Here is a 23,586-nt window from a genome sequence, read left to right on the forward strand (position 1 = left end):
GTCAGGCGAGGCTCACGCTGGCGACGGTGTCGAGGAGCTCCTCGCGCACCTTGCCGGCGAGCAGGAGCCGGGCACCGCGGAGCACGGGGTCGCGGTCGACACCCGTGGCGACCACCTCGGGGCTCCACCGGCTGATGCGGCGGATGACGCGGCCCACCTCGGCGGCGAACGCGGCGCCTCCGAGGCTCGCCGACGGCCCCGCGAGCACGAGGCGCCCCGGGTCGAGGATCGCGAGCAGGGGCAGCGCGATGTGCCCGGCACGCTCCGCGAGCGCGTGGAAGACCTGGTCCCTGGCGTGCTGCGCCCCGGGTGCCTCGAGGGCGGCGCGTGCCGCGTGGTAGCCGCCGGCGTCGATGCCGTGCCGCTTGGCGAGCAGCGCGACCGCCCGCCCGCCGACCAGGTCCTGCACGGTGCGGGCCCCCGGATCGATGGCGGTCGCGTCGACCGACAGGGGCAGGAAGCCGATCTCGCCCGCGCCGCCGAAGCTGCCCCGGTGCAGGTCGCCGGCCACGTCGAACGAGGCGCCGACGCCGTTGCCGAGCCACAGCAGCACGAAGACGTCGCTGTCGGCGCCCGCGCCGTACTCGCGCTCGGCCAGCGCCGCGAGGTTCACGTCGTTCTCGAGGTGCATGGTGCGGCCGAGCTCGCCCTCGAGGATGCGGCGCAGCCCGCGCACCGGCCAACCGGGGAGGGTCTCGCTGAACAGCTCGCCGGTCTCGCCGGGGTCGACGTAGCCGGGGATGCCGATGCACACCGAGTGCACCTCGGCGGGGTCGGTGCCGGCGGCCGCGCTCGCCTCGGCGATGGCGCGCGCCACCTCGTCGGGCGCGGAGCGCTCGGTCGGGTCGCGTGGCAGGTCGAAGCGCACGGTGGGCCGTTCGGCACCGGTCGCGTCGACCACCGTGGCACGAAGCTCGAAGGCGTCGAGGTCGAGGGCGACGCCGAGCGGCCGGTCGGTGCGGGCGGCGTAGAGCACCGCGCTGCGTCCGGCCGAGCCGGAGGTGCGGCCGCGTTCCTCGATGACGCCCGCGGCGAGCAGGCGCGACATCATCTGCGAGGCGGTCGGCTTGGAGACCCCGACGAGCTCGCGGATCCGGTTCCGGGTGAGCGGACCGTGCTCGAGGAGCACCGCGAGTCCGGCGCGGTCGTTCACCGCACCGAGCCAAGCGGGCGTTCCCGTCGCGGAGTTGGCCGTCACGGTCGGGTTCCGCTCAGGCCGGCAGGTTCTCGAGGACCGAGGCCATGAGGCGCTGGGCGTCGCCGGGCTCGAAGAGGGCGGCGGAGTCCATCACGATCCAGTACGGCCCGCTGAACACCTGCGCCTCGCCGCTGCCCCCTGCCTGGAGGAAGTAGCCCTCGACCTCGGGGGGCGTGCCGTAGGTGGGCACGGGCTTGCTCGAGAGCGCGGCGGCGTTGCGTCGTTCCTCGCCCGCCTGCTCGGTGGGCGTGGCCACGGCGATCTCGATGACCTCGCCGCTCGTCTGGTTGAGGTAGCCGCAGGCCGTGCCCTCGTCCTCCTCGACGGCGGTGACGACGGCCTCGGCCTTCGGCTCGTAGCCCGGGTCGCTGCCGAAGTTCGGGTTGAAGGCGTACAACTGCTCCGCCGTGAGGAGCGCGTCGCACGGGATCTCGAACGGCACGGGCGGTTCCGCGGTCTGGGTCGGCTCGGGAGCAGCCGTCGACGTCGCTGCGGGGTCGGCGGGCCCGCCCGTCGGGTCGGCGGTGGCGCGGGGCTCGGGCATCGCCCCGGTGCATCCGCAGAGCAGGGCGACGGATGCCGCGGCGACGAGTGCGAGGCCGATCGGACGGGTCGGGGCGAGGCGGGTCGGGCGCGGCATGTGACGAACCTTACCAATCACGGCGGATAGGATTTGCGGGTGACTCCCGACGATCTCTCGCGTATCCTGTTCGACCTCGTGAACGGGATCGCCGAGCGACGTCGGGCGGCCGGCGCCGACGTCTCGCTCGCGCTCACGGCCGACCAGGTCACCCTCGAGCGCCCGAAGCTCCGGGAGCACGGCGACTGGGCGTCGAGCATCGCGATGCGGGTCTCGAAGCCGCTCGGCATGAATCCGCGCGAGCTCGCCGGCGAGCTCGCGGCCGCCCTGGGCGCGGTCGACGGCGTGGCCAGCGCCGAGGTCGCGGGCCCCGGCTTCATCAACATCCGATTGGATGCCGCCGCCGCGGGCGCGCTCGCGAAGGTCATCGTCGACGCGGGCCCCGGCTACGGTCGCGGCGATGCGCTCGCCGGCCGCGTCATCAACCTCGAGTTCGTGTCGGCGAACCCCACGGGCCCGCTGCACATCGGCCACACCCGGTGGGCGGCGCTCGGGGACGCCATGAGTCGCGTGCTGCGTGCGGCGGGCGCCGAGGTGGCCAACGAGTACTACATCAACGACGCCGGCACCCAGATGGACAACTTCGGCGCGTCCGTGCTGGCCGCCGCGAAGGGCGAGCCCACCCCCGAGAACGGCTATCCCGGACAGTACGTCGCCGACCTCGCGGCACGCGTGCTGGAGCGCGAACCGCATCTGCTCGAGCTGCCCCACGAGGTCGCCCTGCACACGGCCAAGGAGATCGCGTACGAGTTGCAGCTCGCCGAGATCCGCGCCTCGCTCCAGCGGTTCAACGTGCACTTCGACGTGTGGACGAGCGAGCGCCGCCTCCAGAACCGCGGAGACGACGGGCTCTCCGACGTCGACACCGCCGTCGAGCGGCTGCGGGCGCAGGGGCACGTGTACGACTCCGACGGGGCGGTCTGGGTGCGCACGACCGACTTCGGCGACGACAAGGACCGCGTGATCCGGCGCAGCAACGGCGAGTACACCTACTTCGCCGCCGACGCCGCCTACTACCTCGACAAGAGCGACCGAGGATTCGCCAAGAAGATCTACCTGCTCGGCGCCGACCACCACGGGTACATCCACCGTCTCAAGGCGCTGGCGGGAGCGGCCGGCGACGATCCCGACCGGGACATCCAGGTCTACATCGGCCAGCTCGTGAGCATCAACGGCGCGAAGCTCTCCAAGCGGGCCGGCAACATCATCGAACTCGACGACCTGCAGGCGTGGCTCGGCACCGACGCGCTGCGGTACACGCTCGCCCGGTATCCCGCCGATTCCCCGCTCACGATCGACCCTGAGATCCTCACCCGGCGGACGAACGACAACCCGGTCTTCTATGTGCAGTACGCGCACGCGAGGACCTGCGCCGTGGACCGGAACGCGGCATCCGTCGGCGTCGACCGCTCGACGTTCGCGCCCGAGCTGCTCACCCACGAGACCGAGTCGGCGCTCCTCGGCGGGCTGCAGGAGTTCCCGCGCGTCGTCGCCCACGCCGCCGAACTGCTCGAGCCGCACCGCGTCGCCCGGTACATCGAGGAGCTCGCGGGCCTCTACCACCGCTGGTACGACAACTGCCGCGTGCTGCCCCTGGGCGACGAGACCGTGGGCGACCTGCACCGCACGCGGCTCTGGCTGAACGACGCGACCGGCCAGGTGATCCGCAACGGCCTCGACCTGCTCGGCGTCTCGGCGCCCGAGCGCATGTGATGACCGCCGCCGCGGCCGCGCGACCGCGCCGTCGAGCCGGTCGCGTGTGGGGCATCCTCGCCGTCATCGTCGTCGTGCTCGCCGCGCTCGCCGTGCTGGCCGACGTCGTCGTGCGCAATGTCGCCGAGCAGCGCTTTGGCGAGCAGATCCGTGCGAACCTGCCCGAGGGCGTCGATGGCGAGGTCGACGTCACGATCGGCGGACTGTCGGTCATCGCCCAGTACCTCTCGGGCACCATGGATCGTGTCGAGCTCAGCGCGCCGTCGCTCGACGTGAACGGCGCCCCGGTCGCCGTCGACGTGGTGGGCGAGGGCGTGCCGGTCGACCTCGCGTCGCCCGTGGCGCGCATCGCCGGCACGATCACCGCCGACGAGGCGTCGCTCAACCGGCTCGTCGCGGTCGCCGGCGTCGAGGGCGGCTTCACGCTCGGCGACGGCGTGGTGGGCTACGCGGGCACGCTCGACCTGCTCGGGCTCGCGATCGACTACTCGGTGACCGCCCGGCCGACGGCCGCCGGCGACTCCGTGCTGCTCCGGCCCGAGGGGGCCGACGTCGGAGCTGGCGGCGGCGCCGTCGACGTCTCGGGTCTCGTCGACCGCCTTCTCGGCGAGGACCCGCTCGCGGTCTGCGTGGCCGAGTACCTGCCGGAGGGCGTCGACGTGCACGACCTCGCCATCACCCCCGAGGCCGTGACGGTCGAGCTCCGGGCGCAGGAGCTCATGCTCGACGAGGCGAGCCTCGCCCGCACGGGCGCGTGCGGCTGAGCGCCTCGGCGACGGCCGCCGTCGGCATCGGGCGTCACGGATTCGGCCCGGCATACGAGCCTCGGTAGACTCGGGGAGGCCGCTCCACAAGGGCGGCGCGCAGCAGGCTCCAGGAACCGATCCGGGTTCGCTCGCCGCGAGCGACCCGTCGACCCGTTCCCTCCCGTGAGGTTTCCCCGTGTCATCCACCGAGGCAGTACCCCAGTGGCTCCGCGTGCCCGATGACGCCAACGCGCTCGCCGCGTCGGTCTGGCCCGCGGGCGCGCACCGCGACGACGACGGACGGCTCGTCGTCGGCGGCGTCGCCGCGACCGAGCTCGCGCAGCGTTACGGCACGCCCCTCTACGTCGTCGACGAGGCCGACGCACGGGGTCGTGCGACCCGTATCCGCACGGCGTTCGAGCGCGCCGCGGCATCCGTCGGCACGACCGTGACCGTCTACTACGCCGGCAAGGCGTTCCTCTCGGGCGCGATCGTGCGTTGGGTCACCGAGGCGGGCCTCGGCGTCGACGTCGCCACGGGCGGCGAGCTCGCGGTGGCGCTCGCGGCGGGCGCAGACCCCGCCCGCATCGGCTTCCACGGCAACAACAAGTCGATCGCCGAGATCGAGCGCGGCGTCGCCGCCGGCGTCGGGTCGATCATCATCGACAGCGAGGCCGAGCTCGAGCGGGTGGCGGATGCCGCGGCCCGGGCCGGCCGCGTGCAGCGCGTGCGACTCCGCGTGAACAGCGGCGTGCACGCCTCGACGCACGAGTTCCTCGCCACCGCGCACGAGGACCAGAAGTTCGGCGTCTCCCTCGAGCGCGCGGCGGAGCTCGGTGAGCGCATCCGCGGCCGCGACTCGCTCGAGTTCCTCGGCCTGCACTGCCATATCGGCTCCCAGATCTTCGACTCGGCCGGGTTCGCCGAATCCGCCGAGCGCCTGCTCGCCGCGCACGCCGAACTGGCGCGAACGGCACCGGTGCCCGAGCTCAACCTCGGCGGCGGCTTCGGCATCGCCTACACCTCGGCCGACGAGCCGACGCCCATCGAGGAGATCGCGCTCGGCATCGCCGAGGCCGTCGCCGGCGCCTGCCGATCGCACGGCGTGCCCGTGCCGAAGCTGGCCTTCGAGCCCGGACGCTCGATCATCGGCCCGGCCGGGATCACGCTCTACACGGTCGGCACCATCAAGCCCGTGCCGATCGAGGGCGGCTGGCGTCACTACGTCTCCGTCGACGGCGGAATGAGCGACAACCTCCGCACCGCGCTGTACGGCGCCGACTACACGGCCCGCATCGCCTCCCGCGTGTCGGATGCCCCGCCGGCGCTCATGCGCATCGTCGGCAAGCACTGCGAGTCGGGCGACATCGTCGTCGACGCCGACTACCTGCCGCACGACATCGGGCCCGACGACCTGGTGGCCGTGGCCGCGACGGGCGCCTACTGCTGGTCGCTCGCGAACAACTACAACCACGTGCCGCGTCCACCGGTCATCGCCGTGCGCGACGGCGTCGCACGCGTCATCGTGCGCGGCGAGACCGAGTCCGACCTGCTCGCCCGCGACGCCGGGCTCGACGCGGGCGCCGACGACGCAGGGGCATCCGCGGCATCCGGCCGCACTGCCGCATCCGACTCCGCCGAAGGGGCCACCGCATGATCGAGTACCGCACCATCCGCGTGGGCCTCCTCGGCGCGGGCTCCGTGGGATCGCAGGTGGCGAGGCTCCTCCTCGAGCACTCCGACGAGCTCACGCAGCGCGTCGGCGCGCGCATCGAGCTCGTCGGCATCGCCGTGCGCGATCCCGCGGCCCGACGCGACGTCGACCTGCCCGCCGAGCTCCTCACGACCGACGCCGAGGCGCTCATCCTCGGCAGCGACATCGTGATCGAGCTGATGGGCGGCATCGAGCCGGCCCGCACCCTCGTGCTGAAGGCGATCGCCTCGGGCGCCGACGTCGTCACCGGCAACAAGGCGCTCCTCGCGAACCACGGCCCCGAGCTCTTCGCCGCGGCCGAGCAGGTCGGTGCCCAGTTGTCGTACGAGGCCGCCGTCGGCGGCGCCATCCCGATCATCCGGCCGCTGCGCGAGAGCCTCGCCGGCGACCGCATCGACCGGATCCTCGGCATCGTGAACGGCACCACGAACTTCATCCTCGACCGCATGGACACGACGGGCGCCTCCCTCGAGGACGCCCTCGCGACCGCGACCGAGCTCGGCTACGCCGAGGCCGACCCCACTGCCGACATCGGCGGCTACGACGCCGCGCAGAAGGCGGCGATCCTCGCGAGCCTCGCGTTCCACACGAGCGTGCCCGTCGACGCCGTGCACCGCGAGGGCATCACGGGCGTGAGCGCCGACCAGGTCGAATCCGCCAGGCGCGCCGGCTTCGTCGTGAAGCTCCTCGCGATCTGCGAGCGACTCGTCGACGACGAGACGGGCGAAGAGGGCGTCTCGGCGCGCGTCTATCCCGCGCTCGTGCCGCGCAGTCATCCGCTCGCCGCCGTGCACGGTGCCAACAACGCCGTCTTCGTCGAGGCCGCCGCCGCCGGTCCGCTCATGTTCTACGGCGCGGGCGCCGGGGGAGTGCAGACGGCGTCCGCCGTGCTCGGCGACCTCGTCGCGATCGCCCGCCGCCACGTCATCGGCGGCCCCGGCACCGCGGAGTCCACCCACGCCGAGCTGCCGGTGCTCGACATCGGCCGCATCACCACGCGCTACGCGATCACCCTGGAGGTGGCCGACGAGCCCGGCGTGCTCGAGCAGATCGCCCGCGTCTTCGCCCAGCACGGCGTCTCGGTCGAGCAGCTCCAGCAGACGGTGAGCGGCGAGTCCGAGCGGGCTACGCTGGTGATCGGGACGCATGAGGCGAAGGAGTCCGCGCTCGCCGAGACCGTCGCCGCCCTCGCCGAGAGTCCAGTCGTCGCATCCGTCGCGTCCGTCCTCCGAGTCGAAGGAGCAGTGTGAACCAGCCCACCCCCAAGGCATCCTCCCGCCAGTGGCGCGGCGTCATCCGCGAGTACGCCGACCGGCTCGACGTCACGGATGCCACGCCCGTCGTCACCCTCGGCGAGGGCGGCACTCCGCTCCTGCCCGCCCCGGCGCTGTCGCGCCGGACGGGCGCCGACGTGTGGGTGAAGTTCGAGGGCATGAACCCCACGGGCTCCTTCAAGGACCGCGGCATGACGATGGCCGTGACGAAGGCCGTCGAGCGCGGGGCGAAGGTCGTGATCGCGGCATCCACCGGCAACACGTCCGCTTCGGCCGCCGCATATGCGACGCACGCGGGCATCAGCGCCGCGGTACTCGTACCCGAGGGCAAGATCGCCATGGGCAAGCTCAGCCAGGCCGTCGCGCACAACGCGCACCTGCTCCAGGTCCAGGGCAACTTCGACGATTGCCTCGACATCGCGCGCGACCTCGCCGCGAACTACCCGGTGCACCTCGTGAACTCGGTGAACAACGACCGCATCGAGGGACAGAAGACGGCGGCCTTCGAGGTCGTCGAGGTGCTCGGCGACGCGCCCGACTTCCACTTCATCCCCGTCGGCAACGCCGGCAACTACACGGCGTACACGCGCGGCTACCGCGAAGACGTCGCTGCCGGCAACGCCACGCGGATGCCGCGGATGTTCGGCTTCCAGGCATCCGGGTCCGCTCCCATCGTGCGCGGCGAGCCGGTGAAGAACCCCGAGACCATCGCGAGCGCCATCCGCATCGGCAACCCCGCCTCGTGGGACCTCGCACTGCAGGCGCGCGACGAGACCGACGGCTACTTCGGTGCCATCGACGATGACAAGATCCTCGAGGCGCAGCGCATCCTCTCGGCCGAGGTCGGCATCTTCGTCGAGCCCGCGTCGGCGATCTCGGTCGCCGGGCTCCTCGAGCGCTCGGCCGCAGGCGCCGTGCCGGCCGGCGCCCGCGTCGTGCTGACGGTCACGGGGCACGGCTTGAAGGACCCGCAGTGGGCGCTCCGGCTGCCTGACGGCACCGAGGTGCAGCCCACCGTCGTGCCGGTCGACGTGGCCGCCATCGCGCGGGTGCTGGGGCTCGCGTCATGACCGCGACGACCGCCGCGACGGGGTCGTCGCTCGCCGAGTCGATCGTCGGTCGCGCGGTGCACGTGAAGGTGCCCGCGACGAGCGCGAACCTCGGCCCGGGCTTCGACACGCTCGGCCTTGCACTCGCCCGATACGACGAGCTCGACGTCGAGGCGATCGACGCCCCCGAGCACCGGATCGAGGTGCACGGCGTCGGCGAGGGCGAGGTACCCCTCGACGAATCGCACCTCGTGATGCGAGCCATCGCGCACACGTTCGCGCGCGCCGGCGTGCCGATGCCGAAGCTGCACCTCGTGGCCCGCAATTCGATCCCGCACGGGCGCGGCCTCGGCTCCTCCGGTGCCGCGATCGTCGCGGGCGTGATGGCGGCGAAGGGGCTGCTCGCGGGCGTCGTCGAGTTCACGCCCGACGAGCTGCTCGAACTCGCCACCGAGCTCGAGGGACACCCCGACAACGTCGCGCCGGCCCTCTTCGGCGGCCTCACCATCGCGTGGGTGACACCCGAGGGTCCACGGCACAAGAAGCTCATCGTGCACCGCGGCGTCTCGCCGCTCGTGCTCGTGCCCGAGCACGAGATGTCCACCGCGCTCGCGCGGTCGCTGCAGCCCGAATCGGTGCCGCACGAGGACGCCGTGTTCAACGTCTCGCGCTCGGCGCTGCTCATCGCGGCGCTCATCCAGAGTCCCGAGCTCCTGCTCGCCGCCACAGAGGACAAGCTGCACCAGCACTACCGCGCACAGGCCATGCCCGAGACCGATCGGCTCATCCGGGTCCTGCGCGCGGCGGGGCATCCGGCGGTCGTCTCGGGCGCCGGGCCCTCGATCCTCGTGCTCGCGAGCGACCCGAGTGAGCGGGCCGACGCCATCCGCCTCGTCGAGGAGTCCGCCGACACGGCATGGCAGGCGCTGCCGCTCGCCGTGGACTTCCTCGGTGCGACGGTGGCCGACCTCGAGCGCTGACGGCCGCCGGATGCCGGGCCGCGACATCCGGCGCCACGGGCGCGTCGTGCGCGCAGACCGCCCGCGGTTCGGTGTTAGGATTGGGGCGCACCCGGCGGATGACGCATCAGTACCGCAGCATCCGGCCGCATCGTGCACTTCCCGCAATTCATTGCCTACGCTCTCGCGCATGTCTGCGCCACCGCGCACCGACATCGCTCGTGCCAGCGATCAGCTCTCCTGGGCCGCATCTCTCGTGACCAGGGGAAAGGAACATACCCAGTGACGAACGCAACCGACCACGCCGACGTGAGCGTGGCGAACCGCACCCGCCTGAGCGCCCTGAAGGTCGCCGAGCTCCAGGAGCTCGCCGTCTCCCTCGGCATCGCAGGTGCCTCCAAACGCCGCAAGGGCGAACTCGTGGACCTGATCTCCGCTCGACAGGAGGCGGACGTCGCCGTCGACGCACCCGTCGCGGCGAACGCGGCCGACGCTCCGGCGGCGGAGGCTCCCGCGGTCGAGGCCGCCGCGCAGGAGGCCGAGTCCGCTCCGGTCGCCACCGCCGAGAACGCTCCGGTCGCCACCGCCGAGGTGTCGGCCGAGTCAGCCGTCGAGGCGCTCGCCGAGCCGGCCGTGGCCCCCGAAGCGGCCGGCGCCTCCGAGTCGGCCGCGCCGCAGCCGGCCGCGCAGGCCGAGGCTCCCGTGGTGACGCCTCCCACGCGTCAGGGCCGCCAGTCGCGGCGCGTGACCACCGCGTCGACGTCGGCGCTGCAGCACGTGAACAACGGCGGCGCCGGCGTCTCGCTCGTGCCGACCGACGTCGACGCCGATGCCCGTGAGGCGGCGCGCGCCGCCGTGCGCGAGCAGCTGGCCGCGGCGACCGGCGAGGGCGCCCGAGGCGCTCAGCCCGCCGAGGGCGAGGCCGAGGCCACCACGACCGAGCAGCCGCGTCAGGGCCGCAGCCGCAACCGCGGCCGCCGTGGCGGCGACCGCAGCGAGCGCGGCGGCGACGACCAGCAGAAGGCCGGCGAGGAACGCCAGGGCCGCAACGGACAGGGCGGCGAACGCCAGGGCGACCAGGGCCGTCCGGCCGAGGTCGAGGGCGGCAAGCCCGGCCGTGAGCGTCAGGCCGACTCCGAGTCGGGCAAGCAGCCCGGTGAGGGCCGTGGCCAGGGTCGCGACGGCCGTGAGGCTCGCGACGCCCAGCAGGGCGAGGGCGAGGGCGGTCGGCGGAGCCGATACCGCGACCGCAAGCGTCGCGGCCAGGGCACCGGCACCGACGAGATCGAGCCCGAGATCCTCGACGACGACGTGCTGATCCCCATCGCCGGCATCCTCGACGTGCTCGACAACTACGCCTTCGTGCGCACCACCGGTTACCTCCCGGGCCCGAGTGACGTCTACGTCTCGCTCGGCCAGGTGAAGAAGTACAACCTGCGCAAGGGCGACGCGGTCGTCGGCGCCATCAAGCAGCCGCGCGACGGCGAGTCGAACAGCCGCCAGAAGTACAACGCGCTCGTCAAGGTCGACTCCATCAACGGGCAGTCGACCGACGACGCCGCCGGTCGCGTCGAGTTCCAGAAGCTCACGCCGCTGTACCCGCAGGAGCGCCTGCGGCTCGAGACCGAGCCGACCAAGCTCACGCAGCGCATCATCGACCTCGTCGCACCGATCGGCAAGGGCCAGCGCGGCCTCATCCTGGCGCCGCCGAAGGCCGGCAAGACCATCGTGCTGCAGCAGATCGCCAACGCCATCGCGACGAACAACCCCGAAGTGCACCTCATGGTCGTGCTCGTCGACGAGCGCCCCGAAGAGGTCACCGACATGCAGCGCACGGTGAAGGGCGAGGTCATCGCCTCGACCTTCGACCGCCCCGCCGAAGACCACACCACGGTCGCCGAGCTCGCGATCGAGCGCGCCAAGCGCCTCGTCGAGCTGGGGCACGACGTCGTCGTGCTGCTCGACTCGATCACCCGCCTCGGCCGCGCGTACAACCTCGCGGCGCCGGCATCCGGTCGCATCCTCTCCGGCGGTGTCGACGCGTCGGCGCTGTACCCGCCGAAGCGCTTCTTCGGCGCAGCGCGCAACATCGAGAATGGCGGATCGCTCACGATCCTCGCCACGGCGCTCGTCGAGACCGGATCGAAGATGGACGAGGTGATCTTCGAGGAGTTCAAGGGCACCGGCAACTCCGAGCTGCGCCTCTCGCGCCAGCTCGCCGACAAGCGCATCTTCCCCGCGGTCGACGTGAACGCCTCGTCGACCCGTCGTGAGGAGATGCTGCTCTCGCCCGACGAGGTGAAGATCACCTGGAAGCTCCGTCGCGCGCTCGCCGGCCTGGAGCCGCAGCAGGCCCTCGAGGCCGTGCTGGGGCGCCTGAAGGAGACCCAGTCGAACGCCGAGTTCCTGCTGCTCATGCAGAAGTCGATGCCGGTCGCCAACGGCGCCGCGCACTCGCACGGCCACGAGAGCGACCACCGGTAAGTGTTCGATTCCGTCCAGGCCCTGCTCGCCGAGCACGGCGAGCTGCAGGAGCAGCTCGCCGACCCTGCGCTGCACGCCGACGCCGCGCGTGCGAAGAAGGTCAATCGGCGCTACGCCGAGCTCAGCCGCATCGTTCACGCGCACTCGGCGTGGCTCCAGGCGCAGGACGACCTCGCGGCCGCGCGCGAGCTGGCCAAGGAGGACGAGGCGTTCGCCGAGGAGATCCCCGGGCTCGAGGAGGGGCTCGCGCAGGCGCAGGAGCGGCTCCGGCGGCTCCTGATCCCGCGCGACCCCGACGACGGCCGCGACGTGATCATGGAGATCAAGGGCGGCGAGGGCGGCGCAGAGAGCGCCCTCTTCGCCGGCGACCTGCTGCGCATGTACATGCAGTACGCGCAGTCGAAGGGCTGGAAGGTCGAGCTCCTCGACCAGAACGAGTCCGACCTCGGCGGCTACAAGGACGTGCAGGTCGCGATCAAGTCGAACGCGACCGACCCGGCGCAGGGGGTGTGGGCGCACCTGAAGTACGAGGGCGGCGTGCATCGCGTGCAGCGCGTGCCCGTCACCGAGACGCAGGGACGCATCCACACCTCGACGACGGGCGTGCTCGTCTTCCCCGAGGTCGACGAGCCCGAAGAGGTCGACATCAACCAGAACGACCTGAAGATCGACGTGTACCGCTCGTCGGGTCCCGGCGGACAGTCGGTGAACACCACCGACTCGGCCGTGCGCATCACGCACCTGCCGACGGGCATCGTCGTGTCGATGCAGAACGAGAAGTCGCAGCTGCAGAACCGCGAGGCCGCCATGCGCGTCCTTCGCGCACGCCTCCTGGCGCGCCAGCAGGAGGAGCAGGCGGCCGCGGCATCCGACGCCCGCAAGTCGCAGATCCGCTCGATGGACCGTTCGGAGCGCATCCGCACGTACAACTTCCCCGAGAACCGCATCGCCGACCACCGCACGGGCTACAAGGCGTACAACCTCGACCAGGTCATGAACGGCGCGCTCGAGCCGATCATCGAGTCGGCCGTGCAGGCCGACGAGGAGGCCCGGCTCGCCGCCCTCGGCGACGAATGACCGGACCGCTGACGATCCGGCCCGCGACGGAGCACGACTGGGACGCGATCCATCCGATCTTCGAACAGGTGGTGCGCGAGGGCGAGACCTACGCGTACCCGATGTCGTTGTCGTCGGATGCCGCGCGCGAGCTCTGGATGGAGCGGCCGCCGGGGCTGACCGTCGTCGCCGAGCTCGACGGCGCGATCGTCGGCACGGCGAAGATGGGCCCCAACCGCCCGGGCCACGGCGACCACATCGGCACCGCGTCGTTCATGGTCGATGCGGCCGCGCGCGGCGCCGGCGTCGGGCGGCGACTCGGCGAGTACGTCATCGACTGGCACCGGCGGCAGGGTTTCGAGGGCATCCAGTTCAACGCGGTGGTCGCGTCGAACGCGGCGGCGGTGCACCTGTGGACGTCGCTCGGGTTCGAGATCATCGGCACCGTGCCGAACGCCTTCCGTTCGCCGCGCTTCGGCAGGGTCGGCCTGCACGTCATGTTCCTGCCGCTCTGAGCCTCGGCCGCGGCATCCGCGCGCTCGACCTGCGCCCGGCTGCGCTCACCTGCACGCCCGCTCACCTGCACGCCGATGCGCCACTTCGGCGGCCCGTGCGCCACGTGATGTGGCGCGCGGGGCACCGAGATGGCGCGCCGCGTGATCAGTGACTCGTCCTCGACAGCCGGTGAGGGTTCGCGAGAGCCGAGCGGCGGCCGGATGCCCCGTGGCGGCGCTGCAACTCGGTCATGCTCGACGCATGGAACTCGATGCGTTTCCGCGCGCCAGCGCAGGAGTGATTCCCTCGGCTCGTGCGCGGTCGATCGGATTGACCGCGCAGCTGCTGACGGCACGAGATGCCGGTGAGCTCGTGGCGGTGCGGCGCGGTGTCTACCTCCCGGCCGTCGGCTTCGAGGACCTGGCGGCGATCGAGCTGCATCGGGCCCGCGCCCACGCCGTCGCACATCAGCGCCCGGGCGTGGTCTTCGCCGGCTTCACGGCGGCGGTGCTTCAGGGCATGCCCGTCGTCGGCGCGGTGCCCGACCACATCGTCGTGCTCGCGCGACGCAGATCGGGTCGGCGTCGGAACGGCGTGGTGGAGATCGTTCGGCCGAGTGGCGTCCGGGCCGCCACGGCCGATGGAGTCGTGACGACCTCGCGGATCGACACCCTGCTCGAGGTGGCGCGAACCCGACCGCTGCTCACGGCCCTCGCCATGGTGGATGCCGAGCTGTATCGCCCGCGATTCGGGGACGCGGGCGCGAAGTGCACCATCGAGGAGCTGCGCAGGGCGTTCGCGGGCATGCTGCCGTTCCCCGGGAGTCGCAGGGTCGCGGTCGTGCTCGATCGGGCGACGCATCTCGCGGAGACACCGCTCGAGACCCTCAGCCGCGTCCGAATCGACGAACTCGGGTTCCCCGAGCCCGAGTTGCAGCGGTCGGTGCGGCGTGCCGGCAGCGGGTCGCTCGCATTCCTCGACTTCGCATGGCCCGAGTACGGGGTCTGGGGCGAGGCCGACGGCGACGGCAAGTACCTCGGCAACGCGAAGCGGAACGGCGATGGGAGATCCGCCGCCGAGATCGTGCGCGACGAGAAGGCTCGCGAGAACGAGGTGCGAGCGGCAACGAACTGGCGCTGCGCCAGGTGGGATTGGGCTGAGGCGTGGAAATCCGGCCCGCTCCGCGACATCCTGCTCCGCGCGGGTCTCCCGCGCGTGCGCTGACGCGGGCCCGGACCGAGCCCGCTCGCCGCTCCGCGCCAGTTGTGCGTCGCGTGCGCCAGTTGTACTGGCGCAGAGGACGCCGAAGTGGCGCGGAGATGGGGCGGGCGGCCGTGCCGCGTCAGATGTGCCAGTCGTGCACGCCGCGAGCCGCGTCCGCCGTGGATCGCTGCAGCGGCCTGACGCCCGCCGGCACGCCGACGAGGAGCGAGTGCGGGGGAGCGGCCTTGGTCACCACGGCGTTCGCGCCGACCGCGCTCCAGGCGCCGATCACGATGTCGCCGAGGATCTTCGCGCCGGCGCCGACGGTGACGCCGTCTTCGAGGGTCGGGTGCCGCTTGGTGCCCGGCGGCGTGTTGCGCGGCGCCTTCCCGCCCAGCGTGACGCCGTGGTAGAGCATGACGTCGTCGCCCACGACGGACGTCTCGCCGACGACGACGCCCATGCCGTGGTCGATGAAGAAGCGGCGGCCGATCGTCGCCCCCGGGTGGATCTCGATGCCCGTGAGGAATCGCACGAGCTGCGACAGCAGTCGCGCCGGCAGCCGGAAGCCGGCACTCCACAGCCGGTGCGACAGGCGGTATGCCCAGATGGCGTGCAGTCCCGAGTACGCGAGGAAGACCTCGAGGTCGCTGCGCGCGGCGGGGTCGTGCGAGCGGGCGGTCGCGAGGTCTTCCCTGAGCGTTCTGAGAATCGGCACCCGATCAGTCAAGCAGACCTTCGTACAAGACCGTCGAGAGGTACCGCTCGCCGAAGCTCGCGATGATCACGACGATGGTCTTGCCGGCGTTCTCGGGGCGCTTCGCGAGCTCGACCGCGGCGTGCACCGTCGCGCCGGAGGAGATGCCGCCGAGGATGCCCTCCTCGATGCCGAGCCGGCGCGCCATGGCGAGGGCCTGGTCGATGTTCACGTCGAAGATCTCGTCGTAGACGTCGCGGTCGAGGATCGACGGCACGAAGTTCGCCCCGATGCCCTGGATCTTGTGCGGGCCGGGCTGCCCGCCCGTGAGGATGGGCGACTCGGCCGGCTCGACGCCGACGATGCGCACCTCGGGCTTGCGCTCCTTGAGCACTTGGCCGACGCCCGAGAGGGTGCCGCCGGTGCCGATGCCCGCGACGAAGATGTCGACGCCGCCGTCGGTGTCGTTCCAGACCTCCTCGGCCGTGGTGCGACGGTGGATCTCGACGTTCGCGAGGTTGTCGAACTGCTTCGCGAGCACCGCGCCCGGGGTGTCGGCCACGATCTGCTCGGCGCGCGCGACGGCGCCCTTCATGCCCTCGCCGCCGGGCGTGAGCACGAGCTCGGCTCCGTAGGCGCGGAGGAGTCCGCGACGCTCGCGGCTCATGGTCTCGGGCATGGCGATGATCACCTTGTAGCCGCGAGCGGCACCGATCATGGCGAGTGCGATGCCGGTGTTGCCGCTGGTCGCCTCGACGATCGTGCCGCCGGGCTGCAGCTCGCCAGAAGCCTCGGCCGCGTCGACGATCGCGATGCCGAGGCGGTCCTTCACGCTCGCCGACGGGTTGTAGAACTCGAGCTTCGCGAGCACCTCGGCCGGCGCGCCATCGGTCACCCGGTTCAGGCGGACGAGCGGGGTGCCTCCGAAGACCTGCGTGATGTTGTCGAAGACCTTGGCCATGGTGCTTCCTCTCGGGTACGTGCGACGGCTGGGCCGCCGGGCGGGCTGCCGTGGTCAAGCCTACGTGGCGCCCCTTGGGCGGCACCGTGCGTTACATTCCATTTCGTGGATGAACGGATGCCCCCGCCCGGCGCACGCGACCTGCGCGCGGTGCGCGACGAGACCGTGGCCCGGTTCGCCGCGGCAGGCGTCCCCGACCCGGTCGTCGACGCGGAACTGCTCATCGGGCACGTCCTCGGCCTCTCACGCGGGGGCGTGCAGGCACGGCTCGTGATGGGCGGGCAGCTGCCGGCGACGGATGCCGCGACGCTCGAGTCGCTCGTCGCGCGCCGCGAGCGGCGGGAACCGCTGCAGCACCTCACGGGCCGCGCTCCGTTCCGCTCCCTCGAGCTCGCGGTCGGGCCGGGCGTGTTCGTGCCGCGGCCCGAGACGGAGCAGGTCGCCCAGCTCGCGATCGACGCGCTGCGCGCTGCGGCGGAGCCCGAGCCCATCGCGATCGACCTGGGCACTGGCACCGGTGCGATCGCCCTGGCACTGGCGACGGAGGTGCCCCATGCGCGCGTCTGGGCGGTGGAGAACTCGCCCGAGGCCTTCCCGTGGACGCGCCGGAACGTCGACGAGGTCGGCGCCCCGAACCTGGAGCTCGTGTTCGGCGACCTCGCGACGGCGCTGCCCGAGCTCGACGGTCGCGCGGCGGTGGTGGTCTCGAATCCGCCGTACGTGCCCGCGACGGAACTGCCCCGGGACGCCGAGGTGCGGCTGCATGATCCCGGGTCGGCGCTCTACGGCGGCCCTGACGGGCTCGACGTCATCCGCGTGCTGTCGGCGCGGGCCGCGGAGCTGGTGCATCCCGGCGGCGCACTCGTGATCGAGCACGCCGAGACGCAGTCGGCGGCGATCGCGGCGATCCTCGCGGCCGACGGCTGGCGCGGGGTCGTGCACCACCGAGATCTCACGGGCCGCGACCGGGCGACCACCGCCGTGCGCTGACGACCGGCGTCGGCTACTTCTGGCGCTCGGCCCGCGCTCGCGCGTTCCGTTCGCGTTCGAGCGCCGCCTTGATGGCCTCGCGTTCCCGCTTCTGCGCCTCGCGGAGCGCCTTCTCCGCCTCGCGCCGAGCCTTCGCGGCCTCGCGGACGCGCGGGTCGCGCGGCAGCTCGAGCTGCGGCGGGAGCGGGGCCCGCTCGACCATCGCCGGGCTCGACCCCACCTGTTCGACGTGGTGCTGGAGTCCGTCGAGGATGCGCTGCAGCCCGAACTCGAAGTCGTCGTCGGTGTCGACCGAACCCGCTCCGGGCTCGGCGACGTACCCACCGGCCATGAGCAGCGGGCTGAGGTAGGGGAACCGCTCGGGGGTGACGAGTTCGGTGAGCGCTTCGAAGAAGTTCTCGCCCGAGACATCCGCGGGGTCGGATGCCGCGGCGGCCGCACCGAGGTCGCGCGCCTGTGCGCTCGTGGCCCGCGTGTAGCTGGTGAGCAGGAGCAGGGCCGACATCTTCTCGCCGTCGCTCAAGGGCAGGTCGCGCATCTCGCGCAGCGCCCAGTCGACGATCGTGAGGCTGTTCGGCGTGATCGGCGCGCCCGAGATGGGGACGTCGACGAGCCACGGATGCTCCTGAAACGCCGCCCGGAGGGCGAGCACCCACGCCGTCAGCCCCTCGCGCCAGGTGCGCTCGAGGGAGTCGTCGGGCACCGAGACGGCGCTCGCCGCCTCCTGCATGAGCAGTATGAGGTCGTCCTTGCTCGTCACGTACCGGTAGAGCGACATGGTCGTGAACCCGAACGAGGCGGCCACCCGGCTCATCGACACCGCGGCGAGGCCGTCGGCATCCGCGATCTCGATCGCGGCGTCGACGATGCGCTCGATGGAGAGCTCGCGCTTGGGGCCGCGCTGCGGGTTCGCGGCGATGCCCCACGTGAGGGCCACCCCGCGCGGCAGCTCGGGGTCGGGCCGATCGGGGTCGGACGGCGTCGGGTTCGGCATCGGCTCCCGTTCTCGCGGCGGTGTTGACGTCCAGTCTAGAACTGTGTATTACTGAAACAACAGCGGATAACATAAACAGTTTTCCGGATACGCAGAGCACATCACCGACAGGAGCAACCCATGTCCCTCGCCATCGAAGCCCGCGGTCTCCGCAAGCGCTTCGGCCGCGCCGACGTCCTCACCGGACTCGACCTCAGCGTGCCGTCGGGCACCGTCTTCGCCCTCCTGGGCCCGAACGGCGCCGGCAAGACCACCACGATCAACATCCTCACCACGCTCGTCCGCCCCGACGCCGGTGCGGCCCACGTCGCCGGCCACGACGTCGTCGCGGAACCCCACGAGGTGCAGCGCCGCATCGCGCTCACCGGGCAGTCCGCCGCCGTCGACGAGGTGCTGACCGCCACGGAGAACCTCGTGATGATGGGCCGGCTCTCGGGGCTCGCGCGCCGCGAAGCCCGCCTCAGGGCTGCCGAGCTGCTCGAACGCTTCGGTCTCGCGGATGCCGCGGGCCGGCGGGTCGGCACCTTCTCGGGCGGCATGCGCCGTCGCCTCGACCTCGCGCTCAGCCTCATCGTGCCGGTGCCGGTGCTCTTCCTCGACGAGCCGACGACCGGCCTCGACGCCCGCAGCCGGCAGGAGCTCTGGAGCGTCATCCGCTCGCTCGCCGACGACGGCAGCTCGGTGTTCCTCACCACGCAGTACCTCGAGGAGGCCGACCGCCTCGCCGACCGCATCGCCGTGCTCGACGGCGGCCGGATCGCCGCAGAGGGCACCGCCGACGAGCTGAAGGCCCGCATCGGCGGCGACGTCGTCGAGTTGCGGGACGCCGACGGCGACCTCGTCGTCGAACTGCCGACCGACGGCACCGTGCACGGACTCCGCGCGGCCGTCGATGTGCTCGATCGCAACCCCGCCGCGGCCGCCGACGGCGCGTCGGTCGCCATCCGCCGCCCCAGCCTGGATGACGTGTTCCTCGCGATCACCGCGCGCGGTGCGGCAGTTCCCCTGAGCCGTGGCGAAGGGTCCGATTCCCGTGAACTCCTCGAGACGAAGTGACGAACATGACCACCATCACCCTCACCGACGCCGACACGCGCTCCTCGACCCGCGCCGCCACTCGTCCGCGTCTCGGCGCCCTGACCGCCGAGTCGACCTTCATCGCCCGCAGCTTCCTGCACTCGGTGCGCGACGCGGAGGCCATGATCATGGCCGTCGTGCTGCCGACGATGCTCATGCTCATGTTCACGTGGATCTTCGGCAACGCCATCGATCCCACCGGCGGCTACGTGGACTACGTCGTGCCGGGCATCATCCTGCTGTGCGCGGGGTTCGGCGCCTCCTCGACCGCGATCGCCGTGTCCCGTGACATGACGACGGGCATCATCGACCGCTTCCGCACCATGCCGATCCGCAGCGGCGCGGTGCTCACCGGGCACGTGGTGGCGAGCCTCGTGCGCAACTTCGTGGCGACCGCCGTGGTGATCGCCGTGGCGCTCCTCGTGGGGTTCCGGCCTTTGGCCTCGCCGCTCGAGTGGGTCGGCGTGCTCGGCGTGGTCGCCCTGTACATCCTCGCGATCACCTACCTGTTCGCGGCGATCGGCCTGGCCGCCTCGACACCCGAGGCGGCGAGCGGGTACGGGTTCGTCCTGCTGTTCCTGCCCTACGTGTCGAGCGCCTTCGTGCCCATCGAGACCATGCCCGAATGGCTGCAGGCGGTCGCCGAGTACCAGCCCATCACGCCCGTCATCGAGACCATCCGTGCCCTCCTCATGGGCACGCCGCTCGGCGACTCCGCCTGGTGGGCGATCGGCTGGTGCGTCGGCATCATCGCCGTGTCGGTCGTGTGGGGCGCCTGGCTCTTCCGTCGGAAGGCCGGTCGCCGCTGACACCGGCGGCGATGACCGGATGCCGCGGGCCGCTCGGGTTCGCGGCATCCGGCGCCTTCGGCTGCGGCCCGCTGAAACCGCTCAGCCGAGCTCAGCCGCGCTCGGCCGCGAACGCCTCGATCGCCTCGACGAGGGCGCCCGTGTTGTAGCCGCCGTCGACCTCGAAGAGCTGGAACGCCGTGATGCCGACGGCCTCGGCGCCGCGCACGTTCGCCCCCGAGTCGTCGACGAACATGGCGTCCTCGGGTGGGATCCCGTACCGGCTCAGCGCGCGCGTGTAGACGCGAGCCTCGGGCTTGCGGGCGCCGAGCACCGCCGAGACGAGGTCGTTCTCGCCGAGCAGGCCCGCGACCTCGGGTGCGAGCTCGGCCAGCGACTCGCGGAAGATGACGGGATTGTTGGAGAGCAGCGACACGGTCCCGAGCTCGGCGGCCCGGCGGAGCGCCTCGATCGACTCGGGAATCGGCGTCATCGCCGCACGCCGGGCGTCGCGCCATCCGTCGGCCGTGAGCCGCCCGCCCGTGACCTCGTTGAACGCCGCCAGGTACTCCTCGGTCGAGGGATACTCGCCCGCCTCCGCCGCCGCCTCGAAACCCTCCTCCCACCAGCGTTTGGCCAGGGCGTACTGGCTGACGCCGGTGAGCTCGGCCAATCGCGGGAGCCGCCTGCGGAAGTCGTACGCGTACAGCGTCTTGTCGAAATCGAACAGGAACAGCAACGCGGCCATGCCCCGAGTATGGCAAGCGGCGGGGTCTAGAATCGAGCGGTCATGACTGCCATCTACGACTGCTCGGTCGACTCCCAACTGCTCGCCGGAATGCGGCTCGCCCGTGCGGCCATCGGTCGCGGCGAGCTCGTGGTGATCCCCACCGACACGGTCTACGGCGTCGCCGCCGATGCGTTCTCGCCCGCCGCCGTCGCGCGCCTCCTCGAGGCGAAGGGACGCGAGCGCACGTCGCCGCCGCCCGTGCTGATCCCCGGCATCCCCACCCTCGACGCGCTCGCGAGCGACGTGCCCGAACCCGTGCGCCGGCTCGTCGCCGAGTTCTGGCCGGGCGGACTCACCGTGATCCTGCATGCGCAGCCCTCGTTGCAGTGGGACCTCGGCGAGACGCGCGGCACCGTCGCGCTGCGCATGCCGTCGAACAGGATCGCCCTCGAACTCCTCTCCGAGACCGGTCCGCTCGCCGTGTCGAGCGCCAACCGGTCGGGTGAGCCGTCGGCCATCACGGCGGCGGATGCCGCGGCGATGCTCGGCGACGCCGTGACCGTGTACCTCGACGGCGGTGCCGCCGGTACCGAGTACGAGCCGATCGGCGAGCGCCCCGGCGACACCTCGTCGACGATCGTGGACGCCACCGGACTCGACGCCGACGGGGGAGTGCTGCGCATCGTCCGGGCCGGCGTCATCTCCCGCGAGCGCATCGCCGCCGTCGTGGGCGAGGAACTGCTCGCGCCGGCCGACGGCGCGGCGCCGGCCGACGAGGTCGCGCCCGAAGCATCCGAGGAAGCCGCACGCGCCGCCTCCGACGAAGCGGATGCCGCCGCCTCATGACCCTCTTCCTCCTGCTCGCCCTCGTGGCCGCGCTCGTCACCTTCGGCGGCTCGGTGCTGGTGTGGAAGCTCAGCCTGAAGTACCGGCTGTACCCGAAGATCCGAGACCGCGACGTGCACACCCGGCCGACGCCGCGCCTCGGCGGGATCGCCATGTTCGTCGGCATTCTCGCGGCATTCGCCGCGGCGGCGTTCATCTCATCGCTCGGATCGACGAGGTTCTCGAACATCTCGATCATCTTCCAGAACCCCGGTCAGGTGCTCTCGATCCTCGGCGCCGCGCTCCTCATCGTGCTGATCGGCGTCGCCGATGACATCTGGGACCTCGACTGGACGACGAAGCTCGCCGGCCAGTTCATCGCGGCCGGCCTCATCGCCTGGCAGGGCGTGTCGATCGTGTCGCTGCCCATCGGCGGCATCACCGTCGGGTCGTCCTGGATGAGCGCGACGATCACGGTGTTCGCGATCGTGCTCGTGATGAACGCGATCAACTTCATCGACGGCCTCGACGGGCTCGTCGCCGGCGTCGCGCTCATCGCGAACGGCGTGTTCTTCCTCTACACCTACCTCCTGGTGCAGCAGACCTCGCCGCTCAACTACTTCAACCTCGCCTCGCTCATCGCCGTGGTGCTGGTGGGCGCGTGCGCGGGCTTCCTGCCGCTCAACTGGCATCCGGCGAAGCTGTTCATGGGCGACGCCGGGGCGTTGCTCGTGGGCCTCCTGATGGCCACGTCCGCCATCTCGGTGACCGGCCAGATCAACCCCGGTTCCGTCGGCCTCGAAGAGCTGTTCGCGGCCTTCATCCCGATCCTCCTGCCGTTCGCGGTGCTCGTCATCCCGCTGCTCGACTTCGGCCTCGCCGTCATCCGTCGCCTTCGAGCCGGCAAGTCGCCGTTCGCCGCCGACCGGAAGCACCTGCACCACCGGCTCCTCGACATGGGTCACTCGCATCTCAACGCGGTGCTGATCTTCTACGCGTGGACGGCGGTCGCCTCGGTCGGCTTCCTCCTCACTTACGTCTTCCCCCTGTTCGGCATCGATGCCGTGTGGGGCTTCGTCTTCCTCGGCGTCGGCTTCGTGGCCAGCGCCATCTTCACGCTCGCTCCGCTCGGACGTCGCAAGCGCCTCACCGTGGCGGCCGAGGCGAAGCCGGCGGCCGCGGCGGATGCCTCGGTGTACGACGAACTCGAGACGGGCCCGATCCCCGTGCATCACGTCGACCTCCTCGACGAGGCCGTGTCGAAGGCGAGCCCGGTCGTCGCTCCGAACCGCCCGGTAGAATCGGGCGACCCCGAACTGGAGCACCATGACCGACGCACGCCCTGAGCCCGACCGCACCCCGACCTCGAATCCCGTGCTCCGGCGCGCGCTCGTCTGGGGCGCCGCACTCGCCGGGGTCGTCCTCGTGGTGAGCGGCATCCTCGGCCTCGTCTTCGCCGGCGCCGAGGGCCTCGTGAGCGCGCTCATCGGCACCCTCATGGCGGCCGTGTTCATGGGCATCACGGCGGCGAGCATCCTGTTCGCCAACCGCTTCGCATCGAGCGAGGTCTTCATCGGCGCGTTCTTCGGCATCGTCCTCGGCGGATGGCTCCTGAAGTTCATCGTCTTCATCGTGCTCGTCGTGGTGCTGCGCGGTGCCGACTGGCTGAACCCGACCGTGCTCTTCCTCAGCCTGGTCGCGGGCGTCATCGCCTCCCTCGTGGTCGACGTGCTCGTGGTCGCGAAGTCGCGGATGCCGTATGCGAGCGACGTGCAGCTGCCGAAGGCTCCGCACGACGAATAGCGTCCGCACGACGAAGAGCGTCCGCCCGAATGGCATCCGCAGGACGAATCGGTGCCCGGCGAATTCGTCCGCTCGTAGAAGTTCTTGCTAGAGTGATGGCGATCCCCCCACGGTTTCCCACCCTGGTCCGGCATGGGCGGATTCCGTTCCGTTGTTCGTCGTCGCGAGAGCCGAGCTCCACGCCCCGAAA

The 23,586-nt window shown here is 71.8% G+C and carries 22 protein-coding genes; 16 read left to right on the forward strand and 6 right to left on the reverse strand.

From position 1 onward, the window contains the following. Position 1: 1 nt before the first annotated feature. Entirely contained in the window at positions 2–1,198 is a 1,197-nt protein-coding gene (locus tag ACVFI9_RS06990; protein WP_474765334.1) for an ROK family protein, read from the reverse strand. A 13-nt stretch (positions 1,199–1,211) separates the two neighbouring features. Next, positions 1,212–1,838 (reverse strand): iron ABC transporter ATP-binding protein, encoded by a 627-nt coding sequence (locus ACVFI9_RS06995; protein WP_474765335.1) that lies wholly within the window; start codon positions 1,836–1,838, stop codon positions 1,212–1,214. A 39-nt stretch (positions 1,839–1,877) separates the two neighbouring features. Here ACVFI9_RS06995 and ACVFI9_RS07000 point away from each other — a divergent pair, with 39 nt between their 5' ends. The 10 genes from ACVFI9_RS07000 to ACVFI9_RS07045 all read left to right on the forward strand — a co-directional run bounded on the left by ACVFI9_RS07000 (position 1,878) and on the right by ACVFI9_RS07045 (position 14,552). Further along, a complete protein-coding gene (locus tag ACVFI9_RS07000; protein ID WP_474765336.1) occupies positions 1,878–3,551 on the forward strand; it encodes an arginine--tRNA ligase in 1,674 nt (557 codons plus the stop codon). Then, complete coding sequence (locus ACVFI9_RS07005; RefSeq protein ID WP_474765338.1) at positions 3,551–4,315, forward strand: LmeA family phospholipid-binding protein; 765 nt, start codon at positions 3,551–3,553, stop codon at positions 4,313–4,315. The genes ACVFI9_RS07000 and ACVFI9_RS07005 overlap by 1 nt, the downstream gene beginning before the upstream one ends. A 178-nt stretch (positions 4,316–4,493) precedes the next feature. Further along, positions 4,494–5,954 carry a diaminopimelate decarboxylase gene (gene lysA, locus ACVFI9_RS07010; protein ID WP_474765339.1) on the forward strand — a complete coding sequence of 487 codons (1,461 nt, stop codon included), beginning with the start codon at positions 4,494–4,496 and terminating at the stop codon, positions 5,952–5,954. Then, positions 5,951–7,261 carry a homoserine dehydrogenase gene (locus ACVFI9_RS07015; protein ID WP_474765341.1) on the forward strand — a complete coding sequence of 437 codons (1,311 nt, stop codon included), beginning with the start codon at positions 5,951–5,953 and terminating at the stop codon, positions 7,259–7,261. The genes lysA and ACVFI9_RS07015 overlap by 4 nt, the downstream gene beginning before the upstream one ends. Next, entirely contained in the window at positions 7,258–8,355 is a 1,098-nt protein-coding gene (thrC, locus tag ACVFI9_RS07020) for a threonine synthase (RefSeq protein WP_474765343.1), read from the forward strand. The genes ACVFI9_RS07015 and thrC overlap by 4 nt, the downstream gene beginning before the upstream one ends. Continuing rightward, positions 8,352–9,314 (forward strand): homoserine kinase, encoded by a 963-nt coding sequence (thrB, locus tag ACVFI9_RS07025; protein ID WP_474765344.1) that lies wholly within the window; start codon positions 8,352–8,354, stop codon positions 9,312–9,314. The genes thrC and thrB overlap by 4 nt, the downstream gene beginning before the upstream one ends. A gap of 261 nt (positions 9,315–9,575) precedes the next feature. Then, positions 9,576–11,777, forward strand: a complete 2,202-nt coding sequence (gene rho / locus ACVFI9_RS07030) for a transcription termination factor Rho (RefSeq protein ID WP_474765346.1) — start codon at positions 9,576–9,578, stop codon at positions 11,775–11,777. Then, positions 11,778–12,854: a peptide chain release factor 1 gene (gene prfA, locus ACVFI9_RS07035; protein WP_474765348.1), complete on the forward strand. Its 1,077-nt coding sequence runs from the start codon at positions 11,778–11,780 to the stop codon at positions 12,852–12,854. Then, on the forward strand, positions 12,851–13,348 hold the full coding sequence (locus ACVFI9_RS07040; protein WP_474765349.1) for an N-acetyltransferase family protein: 498 nt from the start codon (positions 12,851–12,853) through the stop codon (positions 13,346–13,348). Before prfA ends, ACVFI9_RS07040 begins: the two co-directional genes overlap by 4 nt. 310 nt (positions 13,349–13,658) lie before the next feature. Continuing rightward, the gene (locus tag ACVFI9_RS07045; RefSeq protein WP_474765351.1) at positions 13,659–14,552 is read left to right on the forward strand and encodes a hypothetical protein; all 894 of its coding nucleotides are present in this window, start codon (positions 13,659–13,661) and stop codon (positions 14,550–14,552) included. Between the two features lie 118 nt (positions 14,553–14,670). On the opposite strand, the gene epsC is transcribed toward ACVFI9_RS07045, so the two are convergent. Both epsC and cysK read right to left on the reverse strand, forming a co-directional pair. Continuing rightward, complete coding sequence (gene epsC, locus ACVFI9_RS07050; protein ID WP_474765352.1) at positions 14,671–15,249, reverse strand: serine O-acetyltransferase EpsC; 579 nt, start codon at positions 15,247–15,249, stop codon at positions 14,671–14,673. Between the two features lie 4 nt (positions 15,250–15,253). Next, positions 15,254–16,189, reverse strand: a complete 936-nt coding sequence (cysK, locus tag ACVFI9_RS07055) for a cysteine synthase A (RefSeq protein ID WP_474765354.1) — start codon at positions 16,187–16,189, stop codon at positions 15,254–15,256. A gap of 117 nt (positions 16,190–16,306) precedes the next feature. On the opposite strand from cysK, the gene prmC reads away from it, so the two are divergent. Continuing rightward, the gene (prmC, locus tag ACVFI9_RS07060) at positions 16,307–17,179 is read left to right on the forward strand and encodes a peptide chain release factor N(5)-glutamine methyltransferase (protein WP_474766196.1); all 873 of its coding nucleotides are present in this window, start codon (positions 16,307–16,309) and stop codon (positions 17,177–17,179) included. Positions 17,180–17,192: 13 nt separating this feature from the next. On the opposite strand, the gene ACVFI9_RS07065 is transcribed toward prmC, so the two are convergent. After that, entirely contained in the window at positions 17,193–18,173 is a 981-nt protein-coding gene (locus ACVFI9_RS07065) for a TetR/AcrR family transcriptional regulator (RefSeq protein WP_474765356.1), read from the reverse strand. Positions 18,174–18,293: 120 nt separating this feature from the next. On the opposite strand from ACVFI9_RS07065, the gene ACVFI9_RS07070 reads away from it, so the two are divergent. Further along, positions 18,294–19,229: an ATP-binding cassette domain-containing protein gene (locus ACVFI9_RS07070; RefSeq protein WP_474765357.1), complete on the forward strand. Its 936-nt coding sequence runs from the start codon at positions 18,294–18,296 to the stop codon at positions 19,227–19,229. 5 nt (positions 19,230–19,234) lie between these two features. Then, entirely contained in the window at positions 19,235–20,059 is an 825-nt protein-coding gene (locus ACVFI9_RS07075; protein WP_474765359.1) for an ABC transporter permease, read from the forward strand. A gap of 91 nt (positions 20,060–20,150) precedes the next feature. On the opposite strand, the gene ACVFI9_RS07080 is transcribed toward ACVFI9_RS07075, so the two are convergent. Then, the gene (locus ACVFI9_RS07080) at positions 20,151–20,786 is read right to left on the reverse strand and encodes an HAD-IA family hydrolase (protein ID WP_474765360.1); all 636 of its coding nucleotides are present in this window, start codon (positions 20,784–20,786) and stop codon (positions 20,151–20,153) included. Between the two features lie 42 nt (positions 20,787–20,828). On the opposite strand from ACVFI9_RS07080, the gene ACVFI9_RS07085 reads away from it, so the two are divergent. The 3 genes from ACVFI9_RS07085 to ACVFI9_RS07095 are packed head-to-tail and all read left to right on the forward strand — an operon-like array spanning position 20,829 to position 23,396. Continuing rightward, complete coding sequence (locus ACVFI9_RS07085; RefSeq protein WP_474765362.1) at positions 20,829–21,614, forward strand: L-threonylcarbamoyladenylate synthase; 786 nt, start codon at positions 20,829–20,831, stop codon at positions 21,612–21,614. Continuing rightward, positions 21,611–22,939, forward strand: coding sequence for an MraY family glycosyltransferase (locus ACVFI9_RS07090; RefSeq protein ID WP_474765363.1), 1,329 nt, complete (start codon positions 21,611–21,613; stop codon positions 22,937–22,939). Before ACVFI9_RS07085 ends, ACVFI9_RS07090 begins: the two co-directional genes overlap by 4 nt. Then, on the forward strand, positions 22,920–23,396 hold the full coding sequence (locus ACVFI9_RS07095) for a hypothetical protein (protein WP_474765365.1): 477 nt from the start codon (positions 22,920–22,922) through the stop codon (positions 23,394–23,396). Before ACVFI9_RS07090 ends, ACVFI9_RS07095 begins: the two co-directional genes overlap by 20 nt. Positions 23,397–23,586: the final 190 nt, after the last annotated feature.

It is taken from the genome of Agromyces sp. NSFZ (assembly GCF_056156205.1).

What these genes read in the sequence shown, in the direction of transcription:
- ACVFI9_RS06995 (WP_474765335.1), bottom strand. Translation starts at nt 1,838, where the DNA reads ATGCCGCGCCCGACCCGCCTCGCCCCGACCCGTCCGATCGGCCTCGCA.
- ACVFI9_RS07005 (WP_474765338.1), top strand. Translation starts at nt 3,551, where the DNA reads ATGACCGCCGCCGCGGCCGCGCGACCGCGCCGTCGAGCCGGTCGCGTG.
- ACVFI9_RS07015 (WP_474765341.1), top strand. Translation starts at nt 5,951, where the DNA reads ATGATCGAGTACCGCACCATCCGCGTGGGCCTCCTCGGCGCGGGCTCC.
- thrB (WP_474765344.1), top strand. Translation starts at nt 8,352, where the DNA reads ATGACCGCGACGACCGCCGCGACGGGGTCGTCGCTCGCCGAGTCGATC.
- ACVFI9_RS07040 (WP_474765349.1), top strand. Translation starts at nt 12,851, where the DNA reads ATGACCGGACCGCTGACGATCCGGCCCGCGACGGAGCACGACTGGGAC.
- cysK (WP_474765354.1), bottom strand. Translation starts at nt 16,189, where the DNA reads ATGGCCAAGGTCTTCGACAACATCACGCAGGTCTTCGGAGGCACCCCG.
- prmC (WP_474766196.1), top strand. Translation starts at nt 16,307, where the DNA reads ATGCCCCCGCCCGGCGCACGCGACCTGCGCGCGGTGCGCGACGAGACC.
- ACVFI9_RS07065 (WP_474765356.1), bottom strand. Translation starts at nt 18,173, where the DNA reads ATGCCGAACCCGACGCCGTCCGACCCCGATCGGCCCGACCCCGAGCTG.
- ACVFI9_RS07070 (WP_474765357.1), top strand. Translation starts at nt 18,294, where the DNA reads ATGTCCCTCGCCATCGAAGCCCGCGGTCTCCGCAAGCGCTTCGGCCGC.
- ACVFI9_RS07075 (WP_474765359.1), top strand. Translation starts at nt 19,235, where the DNA reads ATGACCACCATCACCCTCACCGACGCCGACACGCGCTCCTCGACCCGC.
- ACVFI9_RS07080 (WP_474765360.1), bottom strand. Translation starts at nt 20,786, where the DNA reads ATGGCCGCGTTGCTGTTCCTGTTCGATTTCGACAAGACGCTGTACGCG.
- ACVFI9_RS07085 (WP_474765362.1), top strand. Translation starts at nt 20,829, where the DNA reads ATGACTGCCATCTACGACTGCTCGGTCGACTCCCAACTGCTCGCCGGA.
- ACVFI9_RS07090 (WP_474765363.1), top strand. Translation starts at nt 21,611, where the DNA reads ATGACCCTCTTCCTCCTGCTCGCCCTCGTGGCCGCGCTCGTCACCTTC.
- ACVFI9_RS07095 (WP_474765365.1), top strand. Translation starts at nt 22,920, where the DNA reads ATGACCGACGCACGCCCTGAGCCCGACCGCACCCCGACCTCGAATCCC.